Genomic DNA, 17,951 nt, shown 5'->3' with positions numbered 1-17,951 from the left:
CTAGCCTTTCGCCGTTTCAATAATGGTGGATGCCAACCGCTGCCCCACCCGAATAGCACCGTCAACGTGCTGGTAGCCTTCAGCCGCGAGGTCGCTGGAGCCGAACTGAATCGGACCAACCGGCTCAAGCTGCAGCGCGCCGTAGCGCGTGAGTCCGCCGAGGTCGAAGCTTGCGGCGTAGGCGCCGCGGGTCCACTCTTCGGAGGCCCAGTCGCTTTCGTAATACACGGCGGGGGTCAATGCTTCGTCGCCGTAATAGGTAGCGAGCGATTCGAGGATGCGCTGCTTGCGGTCGGCAGGATCAAGCGTGAACAGTTCGTCGGCCTTCTCCCCCGACACAAAGCCCACGAGAGTGCCGCGATCTTCGCCGTGGTTGGTGTTGTCGTAGGCCTCGTGCACGATTTGGTATGGGCTAAAGGCTGTACCGGAAAGCCCGGCCGCGCGCCAGAACGGGGTCGCATAGGTCGCGTGCACCTTGATGACGAGACCGAGGGAGGAGTGCTGCTGCATTTGCTGGCGCATCCGTGGAAGGGCAGGAACGTAGTCGATGCGGTCGTAGAGGTTCGGCGGTACGGCAACGATCACGTGCTGCGCGCGCACCGTGAGTTCGTCGCTCGTGACCGTCGCGCCCGCGGCGTCCCATTCGATCTGGCGAACGGGCTGCGAAAGGCGAACGACGTCGCCACCCAGGGCGTCGGCCATGAGCAGCGGAACCTGCTGAAGCCCACCGACCACGCGCTTATCGAGGATGAAGTCGGCATCCACGAGGTTGCTGAAGCTGCCTGCGCTGGCTGCCATGAGCAGAGCCTGCAACAGCGAGAACGAGTGGGCGGGCTTGGTGAGCATTGCTTCGGCAACGTAGAGCGCAATGTTGTCGACAGCTTCGGCATCCGCGCTCCGGCTTTCTAGCCAGCTGCGGTACGAGATGCGGTCAAATTCTGCGGCCAGCGGATGCTCCCACGGAGCCTGAAGGTCGAGCTCAGCCACGAGGCCGTCAAGCACCGTAATCAGTCGGGTGATCTCGGCTTCGGTTGCTTCGCCGGCCGGGAAGATGTCTCCGGTGAAGCGACGCGCAACACCGTCGCGAGAGACGTAGACGCTCTCGCCTTCGCGGTAGCGCGAATAGGTTTCGAGCCCGAGTTCGGCGAGCGTGTCGATGAGAGCGGTTTGGTCAGGCGAAACCCACTGGCCGCCGATCTCATACATCTGGCCGTCGATGTCGTTCGTCCAGAGACGACCACCAATGCGGTCGCGAGCTTCGAGCACGATGACGCTCTTGCCCGCGCGAACGAGAGCCCGTGCTGCGGTAAGGCCTGTGGCGCCGGCTCCGACGATGACAACGTCGCGGTTAAAGGTGTTCATACCCTCCATTATTTACCACCTGTTCAATAAGAGTCAAGAACGGCTACACTGCGAGGATGGCAGCAGGCACAACTCGACGACGAAACGCCACCGAGCGAGCATCCGAAATTCGTGACGCGGCAGCAACCATCGCCCTCACCCGGGGACTTGCCGCGATCTCCTTGCGCAACCTCGCCGCCCACTGCGGAGTAACCGCCCCGCTCATCACGCACTACGAACCCAACATGGAAGCACTAGTGGCTTCGACCTTCGCGTCGATTGCAGAAAATGAGATCGCCGAAGTCGAGCGCTACGCTCTTGCGCCAGCCGAACCCCTCGCTCAGATTCGAGCGCTCATTGAGGCCATCGCAGACCCGGCGCGCGATAACGTCGGCGAAGTCTGGACCGATGCGTGGAGCCTCGGCCGCCGCAACGAGTCGCTCGCCGAAGCCGCTCGCCAGTCAATGGATTCCTGGCATGCGCTCGCCATCAGGATCATCCGCGCCGGTCAGGATGCCGGGCAGTTCGCCCCAGTTAACCCGGAGCGCGCCGCCCTCGTGCTCTTCGCCCTCGTTGATGCCACCTCGGCGTACCAACTTGTGAACTTCCGCACCCGCGAAACCCGAGAGTCACTCGTGCGCGAAACCCTCGAAGACATGCTCGACATCTCGTTAACGACAGATGGCGAGCCCGCAGCGCGCTAACGCTGCGTGCTCGCCATCCGGGCGAAGCTAGTTCGAGTGCTGCTACTTGCAGGGGGTCATGTAGGCGACCCCACTTCCCAGCGCACCAGTACCGCCCAAAAGAACTCGGTTTGTGGTGTCGTAGTCGTTCAAGTTGCTCACCACGTAATCGGGCACGCAATTGCCGGGTACAACGTAGAGCGGCGCTGAGCTGATTCCGGCGAGCGCGGCACCAGCAAGGGCATCCGCGAATCCGGTTCCGACCGCAAAGAATGCCTTCGGCGCTACGCTGAAGCTCCCGCTGTTGATCGCGTCCGAGGTTGAGTAGCGGTTTGCTCCCGAATACCGGACGACTGAATCTGCTCCCAGTAATTTGCCAAGCGAGTTTTCCATTACCACCGAGACAACCCCGGTTCCGCCAGCGATAACTGCTTCCGTCACGCCAAGTTTGTCAATGAGAGCCGCAGTGGCGCTGTCGATTCCAGTCCCCTTGCCACGGATGAGGAAAACGGGGCTTCCCGAGTTTCCGGCGGCGGCACTTGCGCTCAATGCGTCAGGGAAGTTCGATCCGGTAGCGAAATAGGCAGTCTCAGTCTCGCCCGGGAAGGCGCGTTCGATCACGATGCGAGAGGTTTCGTAACGGTCGGCACCACCATCGCGCCGAATGTTCGGGGCGAGAGCTGACAGTTCTGAATAGATACTGTTCGGGAGGACGCTAGAGCCGCCAACTACGACGATAAGTTCAGGCTGAAGCCGCTGAATCTCAGCGCGGACAGAACTCGGAAGCTTGCTGGCGGGGGTCAACAGAAGGGGCCCACCTTGATTAGCCGCTGCCGGTGCCGCACTGAGTGCGTCCGGGTAGTTCGATCCCGTGGCGACATAAACGACGTCAACGCCAGGCTCATATTCCTGAGAAATGGCGACCGCGGTGGAGTAGCGGTCTGAGCCGGACAAACGCTCGACGCCTTCCGGAGCCGCAGGAGCAGGAACACTTGCCCCGTACTTACCGAAGTTTTCGACTGCCCAGGTGGTTCCACCGGATGTCACGAAAGCGATACCGATATCGGTGTAGTCGCCCATGATGTTCGCTCGGTGACCCGCGGAGTTCATCCACGCGTCGTGCACGGCGGTGGCTGACGGCCAACCGCGGGCAACGTTCTCGCCCGCTCGGGTCCATCCGCTAGGGATCTGGCTCGAGTAGGAAGGATTGTGAGTCATCTCACCGTTGGCGGCCATTTGGTACGCCCACTTCGATGACACCGAACTCAGCGAAGAGTTGAGCTTCAGCGGCCCAAGCCCCTCAGCCGCCCTCGCCTCATTCACCAGGCTGAGGATCGTGCTCTCGCCTGCTGCCTCGGCTGGCGATGGTGTTGAAAGCGCTAGGCCAGAAGCCAACACCCCAACGATCGCAAGCATGCCAAACGCGCGGACGACTGTGCGCCGCGCTCGAAACCCCCCGGTTTTCCCCACCTCAGGAACGCTACGCGAGCCCCCGGCGCACGTATAGTCCCCACTTGCGGGGACTAAAAGGGGGGCCCTTTCATCTTCGGGCGCTCATCGAGCCCCTCGCTGATCCTCGGCGCGCCGCAAGCTGCGAAAGCGCCGAATGCGTCGAGAGATTCCTTGTGGGGCATACCGGAATCCGCTTAAGCTATGGGCACGGAGGGGAGTAGTCCCCGCGAAGCTCATCGTCACTACGGTCGTGTCATCATGGCCCGGTGCAGCTAGGGCCTGAAAGGGCTCGACGAGACCTCCAGAATTTCTGACATTCTGGAGTTGTTTCATGAACGTTCCCGTCTGGGCTTGGCTCGCCGCTGTCGGCGTCATCCTCGTGATGCTCGCCATCGACCTGATCGCCCATCGCACCGCCCACGTCATCAGCGTGCGCGAAGCTGCAGCGTGGTCGGTCGTCTGGGTCGCCTCCGGCGTGACCTTTGGTCTCATCATCTGGTGGCTATTTGGTGCCGAGTTTGGCCAGCAGTACTTCGCGGGCTTCGTCATCGAGAAGTCGCTCGCCGTCGATAACGTCTTCGTCTGGGCCATCATTTTCACGGCCTTCGCAGTACCGCCCCAGTTTCAGCACCGGGTGCTGTTTCTCGGAGTTATTGGCGCTCTCGTTTTCCGCGGCATTTTCATCGCGGCCGGTGCAGCACTGCTCAGTAGCTTCGCGTGGGTGCTTTACGTATTCGGCGCCTTCTTGGTGTTTACGGGAATCCAGATGCTTCGCAAACGCCACGATCACTACAACCCGGAGAAGTCTGTTGTGCTCAAGATCTTCCGTCGGCGCGTACCCATGACGGATGCCTTCTACGGCCAGAAACTTGTCGTGCGCAAGGCGGGCGTTCTGCTTGCCACCCCGCTGTTGGCCGTGCTGGTTCTTGTCGAGATCACCGACATCGTGTTTGCCGTTGACTCGATCCCGGCCATCTTCGCCGTCACCGACGAAGCGTTCCTTGTGTTCACCGCCAATGCCTTCGCGATCCTAGGCCTGCGGGCAATGTACTTCCTCCTCGCCGACCTTATGCACCGTTTCATCTATCTGAAGATCGGTCTTGCGCTCTTGCTCGTCTGGGTCGGAATCAAGATGCTCCTGCTCGACGTGTATTACATCTCGACGACTCTGTCGCTCGGTGTGATTTTCGTTATCCTGGCCACGTCGATCGGCGCGAGCCTGTGGGCCACGCGCGGCCAGCCCCGCCACGCGATCGAGACCCCCGCGGGCGGCGGATTCCGGATGGCGACCGAAGACGAACTCGCCGAGGTCGATAGTGTGGCGACGTGAACCCATTACTTCCGGCAACCTATGACCTCGTTTACTCCCTAATTCTTGGCGGCCTTTTTCTGCTGAACCTCTTCATCTCGTTCTTGGTCGCCGGCTCAGCCAAGCGCAAAGACCGCAGCTTCGGATCGTTCTTCTGGCTATCGTTCGCCATGGGGTTCCTTATTCCGGCATTGGTAGTTGCCGCGCTGCCCTTCCGCGATGACGACCCCAACCGTCCGAGCAACAAGCCTCAGTTCTAGAGCTGCACCACGGCGCCAGCGCCCGCGCACGCAAAAGCCCCGCATTCACAAGAATGCGGGGCTTTTGCGGGCGGTACCGGTGGGATGTGAACCCACGGTGCATCAGTAATCGCCGACAGAGTTCTCACTATCGTTCGATGAAATCCTCGCTGGAGAACTTGGGCTAGCGACGCGAGAGGAGGGAAGTCATCTGCAAACGCCCGCTGTGTATCCACACGTCTGAGTATTCGACCGGTCGATCATCCGATAGGTACGTGACCTGTTGAAGGTACTGCACCGGCGCACCTACTTCGAGGTTGAGATGGTCCGCAACGTCACCTTCAGCCGGTTGTGCGCTGAAGGTGCGCCGGGCAGAGGCGATTCTCAACCCATACGTTCCTTCGAGGGTGCCAAAGAGGCTTTTCTCCTCAAAGTCGACGAGTTCAATGCCGTTTGCCAAGTCAGTGCGCACATAGTTGTACAGGAGCACCAGCGGCCCGCGCTCAGCGCTACGAAGACGAACTAGCTTCAGAACAGAGCCCCCCTGCGGGACCTCGAGGAGCGCCGCGACAGGCGCCGGCGGGGTTTCGAGCGAGCATTCAAGCACCTTGGTCGTCGCCACAATTCCTTGATGTGCGAAATCTTCAGACAGCGTGCTCAGCTTCTGAGCGATCGCGGGCTCGATCGTCGTCGAGATCACGAAAGTGCCTCGACCACGCACCTGTCGAAGGAGCCCTTCTTCGATGAGTGTTGTGATTGCACGTCGCAGGGTGCCTCGGCTTACCCCCAAGTCATTAGCCAATTCTGGCTCGCTCTTGAGGCGGTAGTGCGCTGGCCACTCTCCGGACAGAATTCGTGCCCGGATTCCCTCAGAAATTTGAACGTGAATGGCGGTTGGGGCATCGCGATTGATCACTTCACTCAACGTGGTGGTCACGGAACTCCCTTAGCTTAAGTAATGAATACCACCGTCCCGACGCATTGCGCAATCGGGACGGTGATCTTTGATCAATAACTGACGGTGTTCTCGTCTCCGGCGTCCCGAAGAATTTCGATCCCAGCGCTGGTGCCGAGCAGGACCGCGCCGGCACGCAGCAAGTTCAGGCCTTGCGTGTAGCTCTTGATCGAACCTGAGGCCTTCACTAGAACGCCTGGTCGGGCACGCTCAACGAGAAAACGAACGCTTTCCGGGTTTGCAGTTTCGATCTGCCCGCTGCTGGCGTTCTTCAAGTAGGCAGCTCCCGCATCCATGGAGAGTTCGACCGCAATATCCTTCTCCGCATCCGTCAACAACGGCAGTTCCAGCATTACCTTGACGGGGATGCCCGAGGCCCGAACGACTCCAGCAATGTCTTCGCGGAACTCGTCGTACATTCCACTCTTCAGCCATCCGATCTGCACCCCGATGTCGAGCTGGGTTGCTCCGAGACGCGCGATCTCTGCAGCCTCAGCCGCCTTGCCTGCACTCGTCATTACGCCAACACTGGGGAAATCTAGGGCTGATGCAATCTGGATGCCGGTGCCAGCGAGTTCGGCTGCGACCAAGGGAACCCATGATGCAGGAACCATAGCGGCATTGAACCCATACTTGACGGCTTCCCGAGCGTGGGCGATCATCTCGTCGCGAGTGGATCCGACCTCGATCTTGGTGTGCTGAATGTACGGAGCCATCTCAGCAGGGGTGAGCATGAGCTCAGGGGTGGTAACAGTTTCAGACACTTGTTTCTCTTTCTATTGCGTGTTGTCGGCACCATTGATGGGGCGACACTGTGGCGCTTCTGCGCCGTGGTCAGAGTTGTGATGCGTAGTAATCAGGGGCGATGACGCCGTCGCCGCCGAACCATTTCGGCACGTCGACGCCGCAGAACAGGCCGATGTTTCCCCAAGGCTCGAACGCACCTGTGCGCACGATGACCTTGGCCTGTTCGGCGATTTCCTTGAGCATCTCGGAGTGCGGGCGACTCGTGAAGTCGGCCGTGTTGAAGCGCTCGTGGAGCCATCCATCAAGTCGTGGGTTGTTGGTTGTCACGTCATCAGCCCGCACAACACCCTCGACGACGATTTCGTCAGCGATCAATCCAATGACCGTTCGAAGGTCGGGAAGATTCTCGGCGATAGCGAGGTCAATGCGGTGGGCCGTCCGTGGGATCGGAAATCCGGCGTCGACCACCAGAATGAGGTCCGTGTGCCCGAGCGTGGCCAGAGCACCGCTGAGTTCGGCGTTCAGAATGCCGTTGCGCTTCATGTGATTCCTTTCGATGTGGGGTGGTGCGGTTAAGCTGCTGTCGAAACAGCGCCAGTGGCGAGGGTCATGATCGATTCCTCAGTGGCAGACGCTGTATCGACAATTCCGACTAAACGCCCTTCGCTAAGGACTGCGATGCGGTCTGTGATGGTGAGGAGTTCAGGCAAGTCGGAGGACGAACACAGGATCGCGACTCCCTCGGCAGCTAGGGCGAACAACTGCTCGTAGATTTCAGACTTCGCTCCCACGTCCACGCCACGCGTCGGTTCATCGAGCACCAAAACTTGTGGATCGATCGCGAGCCAACGGCCAAGCATTGCCTTTTGTTGGTTACCGCCCGAGAGGTTGGTGATCGGCTGGTCGATCGTTGCGGTCTTAACGCGGAGCGCTTGAGCTCGTTCGTTAGCCCCGCGATCAAACGCACGGCGTCGGATAAGGCCGAGTCGCGTGAACGCCCGCACGGTGAGAGCTCCGATGTTGTCCCCGACGCTCATCGTTGAGAGCAAGCCCTGAGCACGTCGTTCGCCCGGCACAAAGGCCAACTTGGCTTCTATGCTCGCGCTGGGAGTGCGGTTCGCATAGGGCACTCCCCCTAGGCTGACGGTCCCGCCGGTCCCTTTAGTGGCTCCGAAGATGTTTTGCAGCAATTCAACGCGCCCCGAATCAGGGAGCCCTGCGACTCCGAGAATTTCACCGGGGTGGAGTTCAAAGCTGATGGAAGAGTGGCGGGTTCCACTGAGTTCTTTAATTTCAATCGCTGGGACGGCTCCGGATGCAGGAATCGGGCGTGCGCCCGATTGAGCACGAGTGGTGAGTTCGCTCAGCTCGCGACCCACCATCGCCGCAACAACCCGTTGCGGTGTGGTTTCGTCGGCACGCCACGAGGCAACGTGCTTTCCGTCTCTCAGAACTTCGATCTGATCCGCGAGCGCGAAAACCTCGGGCATGCGGTGCGAAACATAGACGAGTGTCGTCCCCGCAGCCTTCAGCCGTGCCATCAGCGCGAAAAGCCGATCGGACTCTGCCGGGGTCAACATAGCCGTTGGCTCATCCAGGATGAGCACGCGGCAGCCTCTCGCGATCGAACGCGCGACGACAACAAGCTGCTGGGTCGCCATGTCGAGCTCACGAACCGGCATCCGCGGATCAATCCGCAACCCGAGTTCATCGAGCAGAGCAATTGTCCGCTGCACCATTGCGCGCTGTGACGGGAACAGTCTGTTTCCGGGTTCGACGCCCGCGAGAATGTTCTCCGAAACCGTGCGGTCCAGTAGGAGCGAGAGCTCTTGAGGGACGATTGCGACACTGTGTTCGGTAAGCATCGTGTTGGGGCTGAATGCGGTGACCTCTCGGTCGAAGAAGGAAACGCTCCCTCCACTCGGCGGTTGCAGGCCCGCAAGAATCTTGAGCAGTGTTGACTTTCCGGCGCCGTTCTCGCCGAGGAGCGCGGTTACTTCGCCGACTGGTACATCGAAGCTCACGTCCTCGAGAGCACGCACTGGGCCGAAGCTTCGGCTGAGTCCTCGGATGGTAACTGCCGGGGGCGGAGTCATTTGCTTACTCATAGTGGGGCCTGAATCGTCGGGCAGAGGGAGCGTAGCCATTAGCCCTCTACCGTCGCTTCGCTCAGGTTGTCCTGCGTGATGAACTCGGCGCCCGTGTCGACACCGGTGATCGCGGTGCCTTCGGTCAGGAAGTCATACAGGATCTTTACTGCCTGGTAGCCCTGCTCGGAGGGGTTCTGGCTAATCGTGAAAGTGATGACACCGTTCTCTACGAACTCGGCGGTCGACGGCAGCAGGTCAAAGCCGACGGTCGTGATCTTTCCTGTGTTTCCGGACTGCTCTACCCACTGCGCGGCTGCCGTTGTTGAGCAGCAATCGAGGCCAGCGATGGCTACGACATCCGAGAGTCCAGCCATGGTCGACTCAACTGTGTTGTACGCAGCGTTGGGTTCGTTGCCAACGTTTACGGGGCCGACGAGCTCGAGGTCGCTACCTTCGAAGCCAGCCTCAAATCCACCGAATCGTTCGTTCGACCAGCCTGCACCGGTGTCGAGCGAGAAAACTACGACCTTGCCGGTCGTGGTGTCACCGAGTTGGGTGATGAGTTCTTCAGCCTGAGACTGTCCTGATCCTCGGAGGTCCTGGCCCACGAAGCCCATTTGTTGGGAGTCGGGGTTGTCCGTGTTGAAGGAAATGATCGGGATGCCTGCAGCAAAAGCCTGCGCGATCACAGGCTTGAGTGCGTCACTCGACGCGGAGGAGACAGCAAGACCGTCAATAGCCTCTTGCTGAATGAGCGTCTGAAGCTCAGAGACCTGCTTTGCTGCATCGCCTCCGGTGGGTCCGACGAGTTGCACGTCTACGCCGAGGTCGCTACCTGCACGCTCCATGCCTTCGCTGATTGGAGTTGCGAATGCCAACGACGGGTCGTGGTAGCTGAGCTTGATACGCAGCTCGTCGCCATTGTCGATTCGTTCTTGAATGTAGCCGGCGAGTTCGAAACTTCCGTCTGCGCTCGCGCCTTCGTTGGCTGCGGTGATTGCTCCGCAGCCGCTGAGTGCGAGTGCAGCGGTGGCAAGGACTGCGCCTGCTGTGAGTAGGCGGTGAGCCTTAGTGCGAATGGACATCAATACTCCTTTGGTTGTGTCCTGATGGATTTCTTGCTGTTGCGCTGAGCGCAGGTGGTAAGCCGCTCAGCTAGGGGAAGACGCAATATTTCACGCCTTGGTTTTGCGTTTGCGCTGCCAGGTATCGGCAGCGACTGCTGCGACGATCACAAGACCGGTGACGACGGTCTGCCAGAACGACGAGATGCCATTGATATTCAGGATGTTCTGCAGCAGTCCGATGAAGATGACACCGATGATGGTTCCCCACATCGTTCCGGAACCACCGAAGAGTGCAGCACCACCGATAATCACGGCCGAAATCACCGTGAGTTCGAGCCCGGTTCCCGTAACTCCCTGAACATAGGAGAGGAAGGAGAGGCCGAGCACTCCGGCAATCGCGGCGGTGAGACCCGAGAGCACGAAGGCAGTGAGCTTGACTGCTTTCACATTGATTCCGACGAGGCGAGCAGCCTCTTGGTTGCCGCCGACCGCGTAGGTGTTGAAGCCAAGGCGCGACCGAGACAGCAAAATGACTCCGACAGCAGCGACAGCGGCGAAGATCAACAACTGCATGGGAACCACTCCGAAGAGCCGCCCCTGACCCAGCAGCGAGAACTCGGTAACGCCAGGCAGTTTCGCGCTCAACGAAATGGGGGCGCCGTCCGAAATCAACAGCGTCACTCCTCGGAACACGCTCAGGCTGCCGAGCGTCACGATAAATGACGGGACACCGAGCAACACGACGGCAAGACCGTTGAGCAGACCAGCGAACGCTCCAACGGCAAGGCCGATCAAGGACGCTACAGGCCAGCTCATTCCCGCCACAATCGCCATACCCGTTGAGACAGCGGCTAGTGCGTAAATTGAACCCACAGAAAGGTCAATCTCACCGTTCACGATGACGAACGTTGCGCCAATCGCCATGATGCCGATTTGGGAAATCTGCTGCCCGACAGACAGCAGGTTTCCGGACTGTGCAAAGTTCGGGGACAGCACTGTGCCAAGGATGAAGAGCAGCACGAGCGCGGCGAAAACTCCGGATTCTCGCGCGTGGAGGAGCTTTCGAAAGTCGAAGCGTGCTCGCGGCGCGCTCAGTGTCGATGCGGTCATCGGGTTGATCCAATCGTTGAATCCAGCTGGCTACGTGTGGGAAGTGAGGGAATGACACCCGCAATAGTGACTGCGTGGGCGCCTGCGGCCGCAGCAAAAGCGGCAGCCTCGGAAAGCACACGGCCTTCAGCAAGCGCTACAGCGAGCGCCGCGGTGAATGAGTCGCCCGCACCGGTGGTGTCAACGACCTTTTCCACAGTGCGTGCCGCAATTTCGATAGTCCCGTCTGCGTCGGAGGCAAGCGCGCCAGCACCACCGCGGGTGAGAATTGCGACGCCCCCCGTGCGTCCACGCAGCGCGTCCACGAGTTCTTCGTCCGTGAGCCCGTGATCGGGCGCGAGACCCAACAGCACGGGAGCTTCGGTCTGATTCGGAGTAATGACATCAATGAGCGGCCACAGCTCATCAGGGAGCTTTTGGGCTGGTGCCGGGTTGAGAAGCGTGCGGGTCCCCGCCTCACGCCCAATGCGCAAAGCCGCTTCCACAGCCGACAACGGGATCTCCATCGAGACCACCACAATGTCGGAATCAGCGATCGCTGTTCGGAAGGGTTCGACCGAAGTCTCATCGAGTTCGTCGAGTGCACCGGGAGCGATGGAGATGCAGTTTTCGCCAGAGGGATCAACGAGGATGAAGCCAACCATCGTTGCCCCCGATGCGGTGATCACGTGATCTGCGTTTACTCCTTCTGCACGCCAGAGCGAACGAGCCGACGCACCGAACGCGTCGTCGCCGATGGCGGTGAGGAAGGCTACCTCTGCGCCAAGCCTCGCTGCGCCGATGGCCTGGTTCGACCCTTTTCCGCCGGGGCCTTCGTCGAACGTTCCACCGGAGACGGTCTCGCCTGGGGCGGGAACTCTCGGGACGCGCATCGTCAGACCGACGCCGTAGCTACCGACAACTGAAATCTTCATTGATTTAGACCGTACTTCTATGTACCTAGACAACTATGAACATGACGAGCATAGGGTCGCACCACTACGGAAGTCAATCCAGCGATCACAATCGACCGGAAGAGATAGTTTGCTCAGTATTCGCAGGCACACACTGAGGTGGCCTGGAACCAGGCTGACCCTGCACCACGGCGCCAGCGCACGCGCACACGCACACGAAAAAGCCCCGCATTCACAAGGAATGCGGGGCTTTTGCTGGCGGTACCGGTGGGATTTGAACCCACGGTGCGCTTTCACGCACACAACTTTTCGAGAGTTGCACCTTCGGCCGCTCGGACACGGTACCGGGAGAGAGTTTAGTACAGATATCGGTGACGTGCGTTCACGGGTTGCGGCGCATCCAGTTGAGGCAGTGCACGAGCAGGGCACTTGCTACGCAGAATGCGCCAGCGGTGATGCAGATCGGTGATGCGACCTGAGCGAGGTTGAACAGCTCCCAGCTGTTTTCGTTGATGGTGCCGCGACCATAGAGCCCCTTGAACGCCCACCACAGCCCTCCGACGCCGCTTGCCATGAGACCACCGCCCACCGCCCAGAGAACGTAGATCCAGGGGTTGCGGGCGAGACTTGTTGGCGTGCGGGTCGCGACGGGGGCAGCGGATGCGGCCGCGTCATCCAGATACTGTGACTGCGGGTCCGCCGGGGGATGAGTGTTGCCGCTGGCCGGCGAAGGGTCAAGCTCCCGGGCGGAGATGGTAGCGGTCGCTGCCGCTGCTGTGGCGCGATCGTCGGTAGGGAATCGCGGAGCCGGCGGCACCACGGTGGCGGGACCAGGTTGACGATAGCTGTCGACGTTGCGGGCGGCACGGGTGTTTTCTTCGCGCTGGCCGCCCTCCCCTGCTGCATAACCTCGCTGAAAAACGGGGTCGAATCGGGGGTCAATGTTTTTGTCTTTCGCCACGGTGCTCCCTTGTTCGCTCCCTCATCGTAGGCGGGAAGCATCCATAAGTCGCGCATTCCTCAAAAACGATCGAGGACTGCGGCGCGCCCTCTCTCGCACCCATTTCGCGCTCAGCGGATCTCTAGTTACCCCAATAGAGTGGGGCCCGCATACCCCCCTAGGTATGCTTGGTTGATGAGCACTTCCCCCACGCACCGCACCCGCCGCATCCTCGTCATTGGCGGAGTTGCCGCCGGCATGTCCTTCGCCACCCGCATGCGCCGTCGCGACGAACACGCCGAGATCGTCATCTTTGAGCGCAGCGGTCACGTGTCGTTCGCCAACTGCGGCCTTGCCTACTACCTCGGCGGCGTCATCACCGACCGCGACGAACTTCTCCTGCAGACCCCCGCCAGCCTCGGCAGCCGTTTTGGCCTCGACGTGCGCGTGAACCACAACGTCACCGCCATCGACCCCACCCAACGCAGCATCACCGTGCACAACCACGTCGACGACACCATCAGCACCGAAAGCTACGACGAGCTCGTCATTGCAACGGGCGCGAGCGCGGTCATCCCCGCTATCCCCGGCAGTGAGCGGATGCTCGTGCTGCGCAATATCGAAGACGTCGACCTCCTCCAGTCCTCCCTCGACGCCCTCGACCCGGCGACCGCGAACGTCGTCGTCTTGGGTGCCGGCTACATCGGCATCGAGATGGCCGAGAACCTTGCCAAGCGCGGGCTTAGCGTCACGCTCGTGCAGCGCCCCGCCCACGTTCTGGCAACCTTCGATTCCGAAATGGTGACCCCGATTGAAGCGCACCTGCGCGAGAACGGTGTTGCCCTCCACCTCGGCGCCGAAGCGATCGCGATGGATGACACCTCCGTCCAGCTCAGCGACGGCTCCAGCGTTGCCGCAGACCTCGTCGTTGCGGCCGTAGGGGTTCGACCCGACAACGGGCTCGCCGTGCACGCTGGCCTCGCTACGGGGCCAACGGGTGGCATCCGGGTCAGTGCTGGGTATCAGACCAGCGCACCCCATATCTATGCGATCGGCGATGTTGCCGAGAAGGTCGGGGCCATCACTGGCGAGCACGAACTCGTTGCGCTCGCCGGGCCGGCCAACCGTGACGGCCGCTATCTTGCCGATACTCTCGCCGGGGATGAGGCGCACTCGAAGCCAGCACTGGGCACCGCCATCGTCGGCGTTTTCGATCTCACTGCCGCCAGCCTCGGTTCGACCGAACGCGCGCTTCGTGCTGCCGGTCGCGACATTCGCGTGATTCACACCCACCCGGTTTCTCACGCGGGCTACTACCCCGGCGCTCAATCGCTGTCGCTCAAGCTCATCGTCGACGCCGCCACCGATCTCATCCTCGGCGCCCAAGCTGTCGGACGCGAGGGTGTCGATAAGCGGATGGATGTGCTCGCCACCGCCACGAGCGTCGGCCTCACTGCGAGTGCTCTCGCCGACCTCGAACTCGCCTATGCGCCGCAGTATGGCTCAGCGAAAGACCCCATCAACCACCTCGGCTACGTCGCCAAGAACCTGCGGGACAACCTCAGCGCCTCGATTCAGTGGCACGAGATTGACGCCGAGCTTGAGGCTGGCACCCTGCTAGTGGATGTTCGCACCCCCGCCGAGTTCGCGCTCGGTGCCATCCCGCACGCCGTCAACATCCCGCTCGACGATTTGCGCAGCCGCTTCGGTGAACTCGATGACCGCCGCGTGATCGTGCACTGCCAGGTCGGACAGCGCGGCCACACCGCCGTGCGCATCCTCACCCAGCACGGAATCGACGCCGTCAACCTCGATGGCGGCTACCGCACGTGGCTCGCCGCGAACGCGTAACCCACCACTCACTCGTAACCACCTGACCCACTTCACCCCCAAGGAATCCCTATGAACACCGTTACAGCCCAGACCCTCTCTGAACTCACCAACCCCGTCGTTATCGACGTGCGCGAACCCGTCGAATACGTTTCGGGGCATGCGCCAAAGGCCGCAAGTATTCCGCTCGGAGAACTCGTCGCTCGCGTCGAAGAACTCGACCGCGACGAGACCGTCTACGTCATCTGCGAAAGCGGCGGCCGCAGCGCTCAGGCCGTCGAATGGCTCAACACCCAAGGCTTCGACGCCGTCAACATCGAGGGCGGAACCTCCGCTTGGCGCACCGCTGGCCTACCCGTTACGAAAGGCAACTAGTCATGACCACCTCTGAAGTCGCTGCCTCCACGGATGCCGCTACCGGGCACGACCCCGAAGCGATGCGCAAGGTCATGAACCGCCTCAAGCGCGCCGAAGGTCAACTGCACGCCCTCATCCAGTCGATGGGAGCCGAGTCGAACTGCAAAGACGTCGTGACGCAACTCGCTGCCGTCAGCAAGGCACTCGATCGCGCTGGCTTCATGATCATCGCGAATGCCCTGCAATCATGCTCGACGGATGATGCGGATGGCGAGGGCAGCCACGATGGAATGTCCCCGGCAGATATCGAGAAACTGTTCCTCACTCTCGCCTAGCGGTGTCGGTCGTGCCGCCTAGGGTTGAGGTATGGCCCGAGCTGTAAGTAATTTTCGCTGCACCGAGTGCGGCTGGACGAGCATCAAATGGGTGGGCCGCTGCGGCGAATGCCAGCAGTGGGGAACCGTGACCGATGCGGGCGCAGCAACAGGCATCACCAAGCGTGTGGCCACCGTTGCCGTCTCTGACACGAGCGGCGCACGCTCCATCACCGAGATCGGTGCCGAGTCCGTTGCGCACTGGCCGAGCGGCATCGCGGAGTTCGACCGCGTGCTCGGCGGTGGCGTCGTGCCCGGCGCTGCCATTCTGTTGAGCGGCGAGCCCGGCGTCGGCAAGTCAACGCTGCTGCTCGAAGTGGCATCGCGGGCTGCGGCATCCGGTCAGCGTGTTCTCTACGTCACGGCCGAAGAGTCGGTCAGCCAAGTTCGCCTGCGCGCCGAACGCACCAACGCCCTGCACCCTTCGCTGTTCTTGGCCGCCGAAACCGATCTCGGCACGATCCTCGGTCAGATTGATCACGTCAAGCCACAACTCGTAATCGTCGACTCCGTGCAAACTGTTGCCTCTGCCGCAACCGAAGGTATCGCTGGCGGGCCATCGCAAGTGCGCGAAGTGGCCTCCACGCTCATCCGGGTTAGCAAAGACCAGAACCTGCCCATCCTGCTCGTTGGCCATGTCACCAAAGACGGCACCATTGCGGGCCCACGACTGCTCGAACACCTCGTGGATGTCGTGCTCCAGTTCGAAGGCGACCGCCAGACGGCGCTGCGCTTTGTCCGCGCCCACAAGAACCGTTTTGGCTCCACCGAAGAAGTCGGCTGCTTCGAGATGACCGGCGAAGGAATCGCCGAAGTCTCCGACCCCAGCGGGCTCTTCCTCTCCCACGCCCGCCAACCCGTGAGTGGCACGTGCGTCACCATCGCCCTCGAGGGCAGGCGCGCCCTGCCCGTTGAGGTGCAGGCGCTCATCGTGAAGTCTCAGGCTCCCCAACCGCGTCGCGTCGTCAACGGCGTCGATGCCTCACGAGTGGCCATGTTGCTCGCGGTGCTTGAGCGGCGAGCGGGTATTCCCCTATCGACATTCGATGTCTATGTGTCGACGGTGGGTGGCATCCGCGTCACCGAACCCGGAGCGGATCTCGCGATTGCACTGGCAATCGCCAGTGCCTACAAAGACAAAGCGTTCTCCGCCACGATGGCCGTCGTCGGCGAAATCAGTTTGGCCGGCGAAATTCGGCCAGCATCGTCAGCGAAACAGCGACTGGCAGAAGCGGCACGGCTGGGCTTCGACACGGTCATTGATGCCGACGCTGCCCACGTTCGCGAAGCCCTCCGCTTGGCCTTCGCCGGGGCGACCGAAGAACGCGTGCACATCCCCGAGTTCTGAGCCGACGAGTCACGTCCCTCCCCCAGAACGCAGCAACGGCGGCCCATCCGAAGATGAGCCGCCGTTGCGACGCTAGGTGGTGAACTGTTGGCTAGCCGAACAGGGTCCAGAGACCCCAGTCCTCTACGCGCCAGCTGATCCAGCCGTTCTCACGCTGCAAGCTGACCAGGATCGAGTCGCTCTGGCCATTGGCGGGCTTCACTGCACGACACGTGAACGTGTCGCCCATGAGAACCGGCGGAGTTGCGGGGCAAGAAAGCTCGATGTTTGCGCCGAGCGTCGCAGCCTGAGCCTGAATCGAACTCTCGATCTGGTTGCTGAACGTCTGCGGAATCAAGGAGATGAGGAGTCCAGGAAGGATCAACATTCCGATAACCAGCGACACGATCGTGCCGGCCCACGTGGCGATCGGCGCGATGCCCTTGCCCGTCTCCTTCATGGTGCGCAGACCGCGAACCACTAGGTAAACCGGTGCGGTCAGGAATGCCCACGCAGCGTTTGCTGGTTTTTCGTGACCCCACACCTGCAGCAGCAGGTTGTCGTAGGCGGCGAGGCCCAGAACGACGATGTACGGAGCAATCCAGACGACGAGCAGCAGCGGCAAGTTGCTACCGAGGCCGGCGCCCGCAATCAGGAACATGCTGGTCAGAAGCTGAACAAGTGGAAGGATCGCGATGAGCCAGACAGCCGCGTTGTACGTGCGGTGTTGGCGGATCTCGCGCTCGGGCGCTTCTTCTTCCTCGGCGTAAGCGCTGAGGGTGGATGCACCAGGCATCGAGTTCGCGTGGGCGTTAGCCGACTTCGGCAGCAGCATTGGCTCATCGGCCTGTTGCGCGTCGTCAATGGGTGCCTCGAGCTCACGCAATGTCATTGCGAGAAGCGGCTGAGCACTCAGCTCGTCGTGAACTGCTGCAGTCTCGGGCTCCGGCTCGCTACGAGTCTCGGTCCTGAGGTAGTCACCGGTGTCATGACGTTCACGATCGCGCTGTTCGCGCCGCGACGGAAGCTCGTCTACGTCGTCGTCATAGTCATCGTCGGCGAACGCCAGCTTGGTAGCTGGCTGCACAACGATAGGGGCACGTGCATCTGAGGTGTGCTCAGTCCAGGCTTGGGCATCCCACCAGCGCAACTGGGGCAAGCCCAGAGGGTCTGGGTACCATCCCGCTGGCACACCGAAACTGTTGTCTTCCACGTTGAACAGAGTAACCGTCACAGA

18 protein-coding genes and 1 tRNA gene are annotated in these 17,951 nt (G+C 61.2%); 7 read left to right on the top strand and 12 right to left on the bottom strand.

Annotated features, from left to right (window positions below; all coding sequences use genetic code 11):
* The gene (locus I6E73_RS03260) at positions 1–1,362 is read right to left on the bottom strand and encodes an NAD(P)/FAD-dependent oxidoreductase (RefSeq protein WP_197123109.1); all 1,362 of its coding nucleotides are present in this window, start codon (positions 1,360–1,362) and stop codon (positions 1–3) included.
* Positions 1,363–1,418: 56 nt separating this feature from the next.
* Here I6E73_RS03260 and I6E73_RS03255 point away from each other — a divergent pair, with 56 nt between their 5' ends.
* Complete coding sequence (locus tag I6E73_RS03255; protein ID WP_197123107.1) at positions 1,419–2,045, top strand: TetR/AcrR family transcriptional regulator; 627 nt, start codon at positions 1,419–1,421, stop codon at positions 2,043–2,045.
* Between the two features lie 42 nt (positions 2,046–2,087).
* Here I6E73_RS03255 and I6E73_RS03250 read toward each other — a convergent pair whose 3' ends face one another.
* Complete coding sequence (locus I6E73_RS03250) at positions 2,088–3,440, bottom strand: cell wall-binding repeat-containing protein (protein WP_197123106.1); 1,353 nt, start codon at positions 3,438–3,440, stop codon at positions 2,088–2,090.
* Positions 3,441–3,807: 367 nt separating this feature from the next.
* On the opposite strand from I6E73_RS03250, the gene I6E73_RS03245 reads away from it, so the two are divergent.
* Complete coding sequence (locus I6E73_RS03245; RefSeq protein WP_197123104.1) at positions 3,808–4,806, top strand: TerC family protein; 999 nt, start codon at positions 3,808–3,810, stop codon at positions 4,804–4,806.
* Positions 4,803–5,045, top strand: a complete 243-nt coding sequence (locus I6E73_RS03240) for a hypothetical protein (RefSeq protein WP_197123102.1) — start codon at positions 4,803–4,805, stop codon at positions 5,043–5,045. The genes I6E73_RS03245 and I6E73_RS03240 overlap by 4 nt, the downstream gene beginning before the upstream one ends.
* A gap of 163 nt (positions 5,046–5,208) precedes the next feature.
* Here I6E73_RS03240 and I6E73_RS03235 read toward each other — a convergent pair whose 3' ends face one another.
* From I6E73_RS03235 to I6E73_RS03195, 9 genes are all read right to left on the bottom strand, one after another.
* Complete coding sequence (locus I6E73_RS03235) at positions 5,209–5,961, bottom strand: GntR family transcriptional regulator (RefSeq protein WP_307784210.1); 753 nt, start codon at positions 5,959–5,961, stop codon at positions 5,209–5,211.
* Positions 5,962–6,032: 71 nt separating this feature from the next.
* Positions 6,033–6,743 carry a deoxyribose-phosphate aldolase gene (deoC, locus tag I6E73_RS03230; RefSeq protein WP_307784209.1) on the bottom strand — a complete coding sequence of 237 codons (711 nt, stop codon included), beginning with the start codon at positions 6,741–6,743 and terminating at the stop codon, positions 6,033–6,035.
* A gap of 70 nt (positions 6,744–6,813) precedes the next feature.
* Positions 6,814–7,269 (bottom strand): D-ribose pyranase, encoded by a 456-nt coding sequence (rbsD, locus tag I6E73_RS03225; RefSeq protein ID WP_197123100.1) that lies wholly within the window; start codon positions 7,267–7,269, stop codon positions 6,814–6,816.
* A 29-nt stretch (positions 7,270–7,298) separates the two neighbouring features.
* Positions 7,299–8,873 (bottom strand): sugar ABC transporter ATP-binding protein, encoded by a 1,575-nt coding sequence (locus I6E73_RS03220; protein ID WP_231600534.1) that lies wholly within the window; start codon positions 8,871–8,873, stop codon positions 7,299–7,301.
* Positions 8,873–9,901, bottom strand: a complete 1,029-nt coding sequence (locus tag I6E73_RS03215) for a substrate-binding domain-containing protein (protein ID WP_197123091.1) — start codon at positions 9,899–9,901, stop codon at positions 8,873–8,875. The genes I6E73_RS03220 and I6E73_RS03215 overlap by 1 nt, the downstream gene beginning before the upstream one ends.
* Positions 9,902–9,991: 90 nt before the next feature.
* Positions 9,992–10,993, bottom strand: coding sequence for an ABC transporter permease (locus I6E73_RS03210; RefSeq protein ID WP_197123089.1), 1,002 nt, complete (start codon positions 10,991–10,993; stop codon positions 9,992–9,994).
* Positions 10,990–11,907, bottom strand: coding sequence for a ribokinase (locus I6E73_RS03205; RefSeq protein WP_197123087.1), 918 nt, complete (start codon positions 11,905–11,907; stop codon positions 10,990–10,992). The genes I6E73_RS03210 and I6E73_RS03205 overlap by 4 nt, the downstream gene beginning before the upstream one ends.
* A gap of 235 nt (positions 11,908–12,142) precedes the next feature.
* Positions 12,143–12,232, bottom strand: a tRNA-Ser gene (locus I6E73_RS03200).
* 36 nt (positions 12,233–12,268) lie between these two features.
* Complete coding sequence (locus I6E73_RS03195; RefSeq protein WP_197123085.1) at positions 12,269–12,847, bottom strand: hypothetical protein; 579 nt, start codon at positions 12,845–12,847, stop codon at positions 12,269–12,271.
* Positions 12,848–13,021: 174 nt separating this feature from the next.
* Here I6E73_RS03195 and I6E73_RS03190 point away from each other — a divergent pair, with 174 nt between their 5' ends.
* The 4 genes from I6E73_RS03190 to radA are packed head-to-tail and all read left to right on the top strand — an operon-like array spanning position 13,022 to position 16,735.
* Entirely contained in the window at positions 13,022–14,677 is a 1,656-nt protein-coding gene (locus I6E73_RS03190) for an FAD-dependent oxidoreductase (RefSeq protein ID WP_197123083.1), read from the top strand.
* Positions 14,678–14,728: 51 nt separating this feature from the next.
* Positions 14,729–15,031: a rhodanese-like domain-containing protein gene (locus I6E73_RS03185; protein ID WP_197123081.1), complete on the top strand. Its 303-nt coding sequence runs from the start codon at positions 14,729–14,731 to the stop codon at positions 15,029–15,031.
* Between the two features lie 2 nt (positions 15,032–15,033).
* Positions 15,034–15,348, top strand: coding sequence for a metal-sensitive transcriptional regulator (locus tag I6E73_RS03180; protein WP_197123079.1), 315 nt, complete (start codon positions 15,034–15,036; stop codon positions 15,346–15,348).
* A 31-nt stretch (positions 15,349–15,379) separates the two neighbouring features.
* Entirely contained in the window at positions 15,380–16,735 is a 1,356-nt protein-coding gene (gene radA / locus I6E73_RS03175) for a DNA repair protein RadA (RefSeq protein ID WP_197106545.1), read from the top strand.
* A 91-nt stretch (positions 16,736–16,826) separates the two neighbouring features.
* Here radA and I6E73_RS03170 read toward each other — a convergent pair whose 3' ends face one another.
* Positions 16,827–17,927 (bottom strand): DUF2510 domain-containing protein, encoded by a 1,101-nt coding sequence (locus I6E73_RS03170; RefSeq protein WP_197106546.1) that lies wholly within the window; start codon positions 17,925–17,927, stop codon positions 16,827–16,829.
* Positions 17,928–17,951 lie beyond the last annotated feature (24 nt).

It is taken from the genome of Salinibacterium sp. SWN248, from assembly GCF_015864575.1.
Lineage (GTDB): Bacteria > Actinomycetota > Actinomycetes > Actinomycetales > Microbacteriaceae > Rhodoglobus.
This window is presented reverse-complemented; position numbering and strand designations above follow the sequence as displayed.

Excerpts from the sequence above, each read along its gene's own strand:
- I6E73_RS03260 (WP_197123109.1), bottom strand. The coding sequence starts at position 1,362 with ATGAACACCTTTAACCGCGACGTTGTCATCGTCGGAGCCGGCGCCACA.
- I6E73_RS03255 (WP_197123107.1), top strand. The coding sequence starts at position 1,419 with ATGGCAGCAGGCACAACTCGACGACGAAACGCCACCGAGCGAGCATCC.
- I6E73_RS03250 (WP_197123106.1), bottom strand. The coding sequence starts at position 3,440 with ATGCTTGCGATCGTTGGGGTGTTGGCTTCTGGCCTAGCGCTTTCAACA.
- I6E73_RS03245 (WP_197123104.1), top strand. The coding sequence starts at position 3,808 with ATGAACGTTCCCGTCTGGGCTTGGCTCGCCGCTGTCGGCGTCATCCTC.
- rbsD (WP_197123100.1), bottom strand. The coding sequence starts at position 7,269 with ATGAAGCGCAACGGCATTCTGAACGCCGAACTCAGCGGTGCTCTGGCC.
- I6E73_RS03220 (WP_231600534.1), bottom strand. The coding sequence starts at position 8,873 with ATGGCTACGCTCCCTCTGCCCGACGATTCAGGCCCCACTATGAGTAAG.
- I6E73_RS03215 (WP_197123091.1), bottom strand. The coding sequence starts at position 9,901 with ATGTCCATTCGCACTAAGGCTCACCGCCTACTCACAGCAGGCGCAGTC.
- I6E73_RS03210 (WP_197123089.1), bottom strand. The coding sequence starts at position 10,993 with ATGACCGCATCGACACTGAGCGCGCCGCGAGCACGCTTCGACTTTCGA.
- I6E73_RS03205 (WP_197123087.1), bottom strand. The coding sequence starts at position 11,907 with ATGAAGATTTCAGTTGTCGGTAGCTACGGCGTCGGTCTGACGATGCGC.
- I6E73_RS03190 (WP_197123083.1), top strand. The coding sequence starts at position 13,022 with ATGAGCACTTCCCCCACGCACCGCACCCGCCGCATCCTCGTCATTGGC.
- I6E73_RS03185 (WP_197123081.1), top strand. The coding sequence starts at position 14,729 with ATGAACACCGTTACAGCCCAGACCCTCTCTGAACTCACCAACCCCGTC.
- I6E73_RS03180 (WP_197123079.1), top strand. The coding sequence starts at position 15,034 with ATGACCACCTCTGAAGTCGCTGCCTCCACGGATGCCGCTACCGGGCAC.
- radA (WP_197106545.1), top strand. The coding sequence starts at position 15,380 with ATGGCCCGAGCTGTAAGTAATTTTCGCTGCACCGAGTGCGGCTGGACG.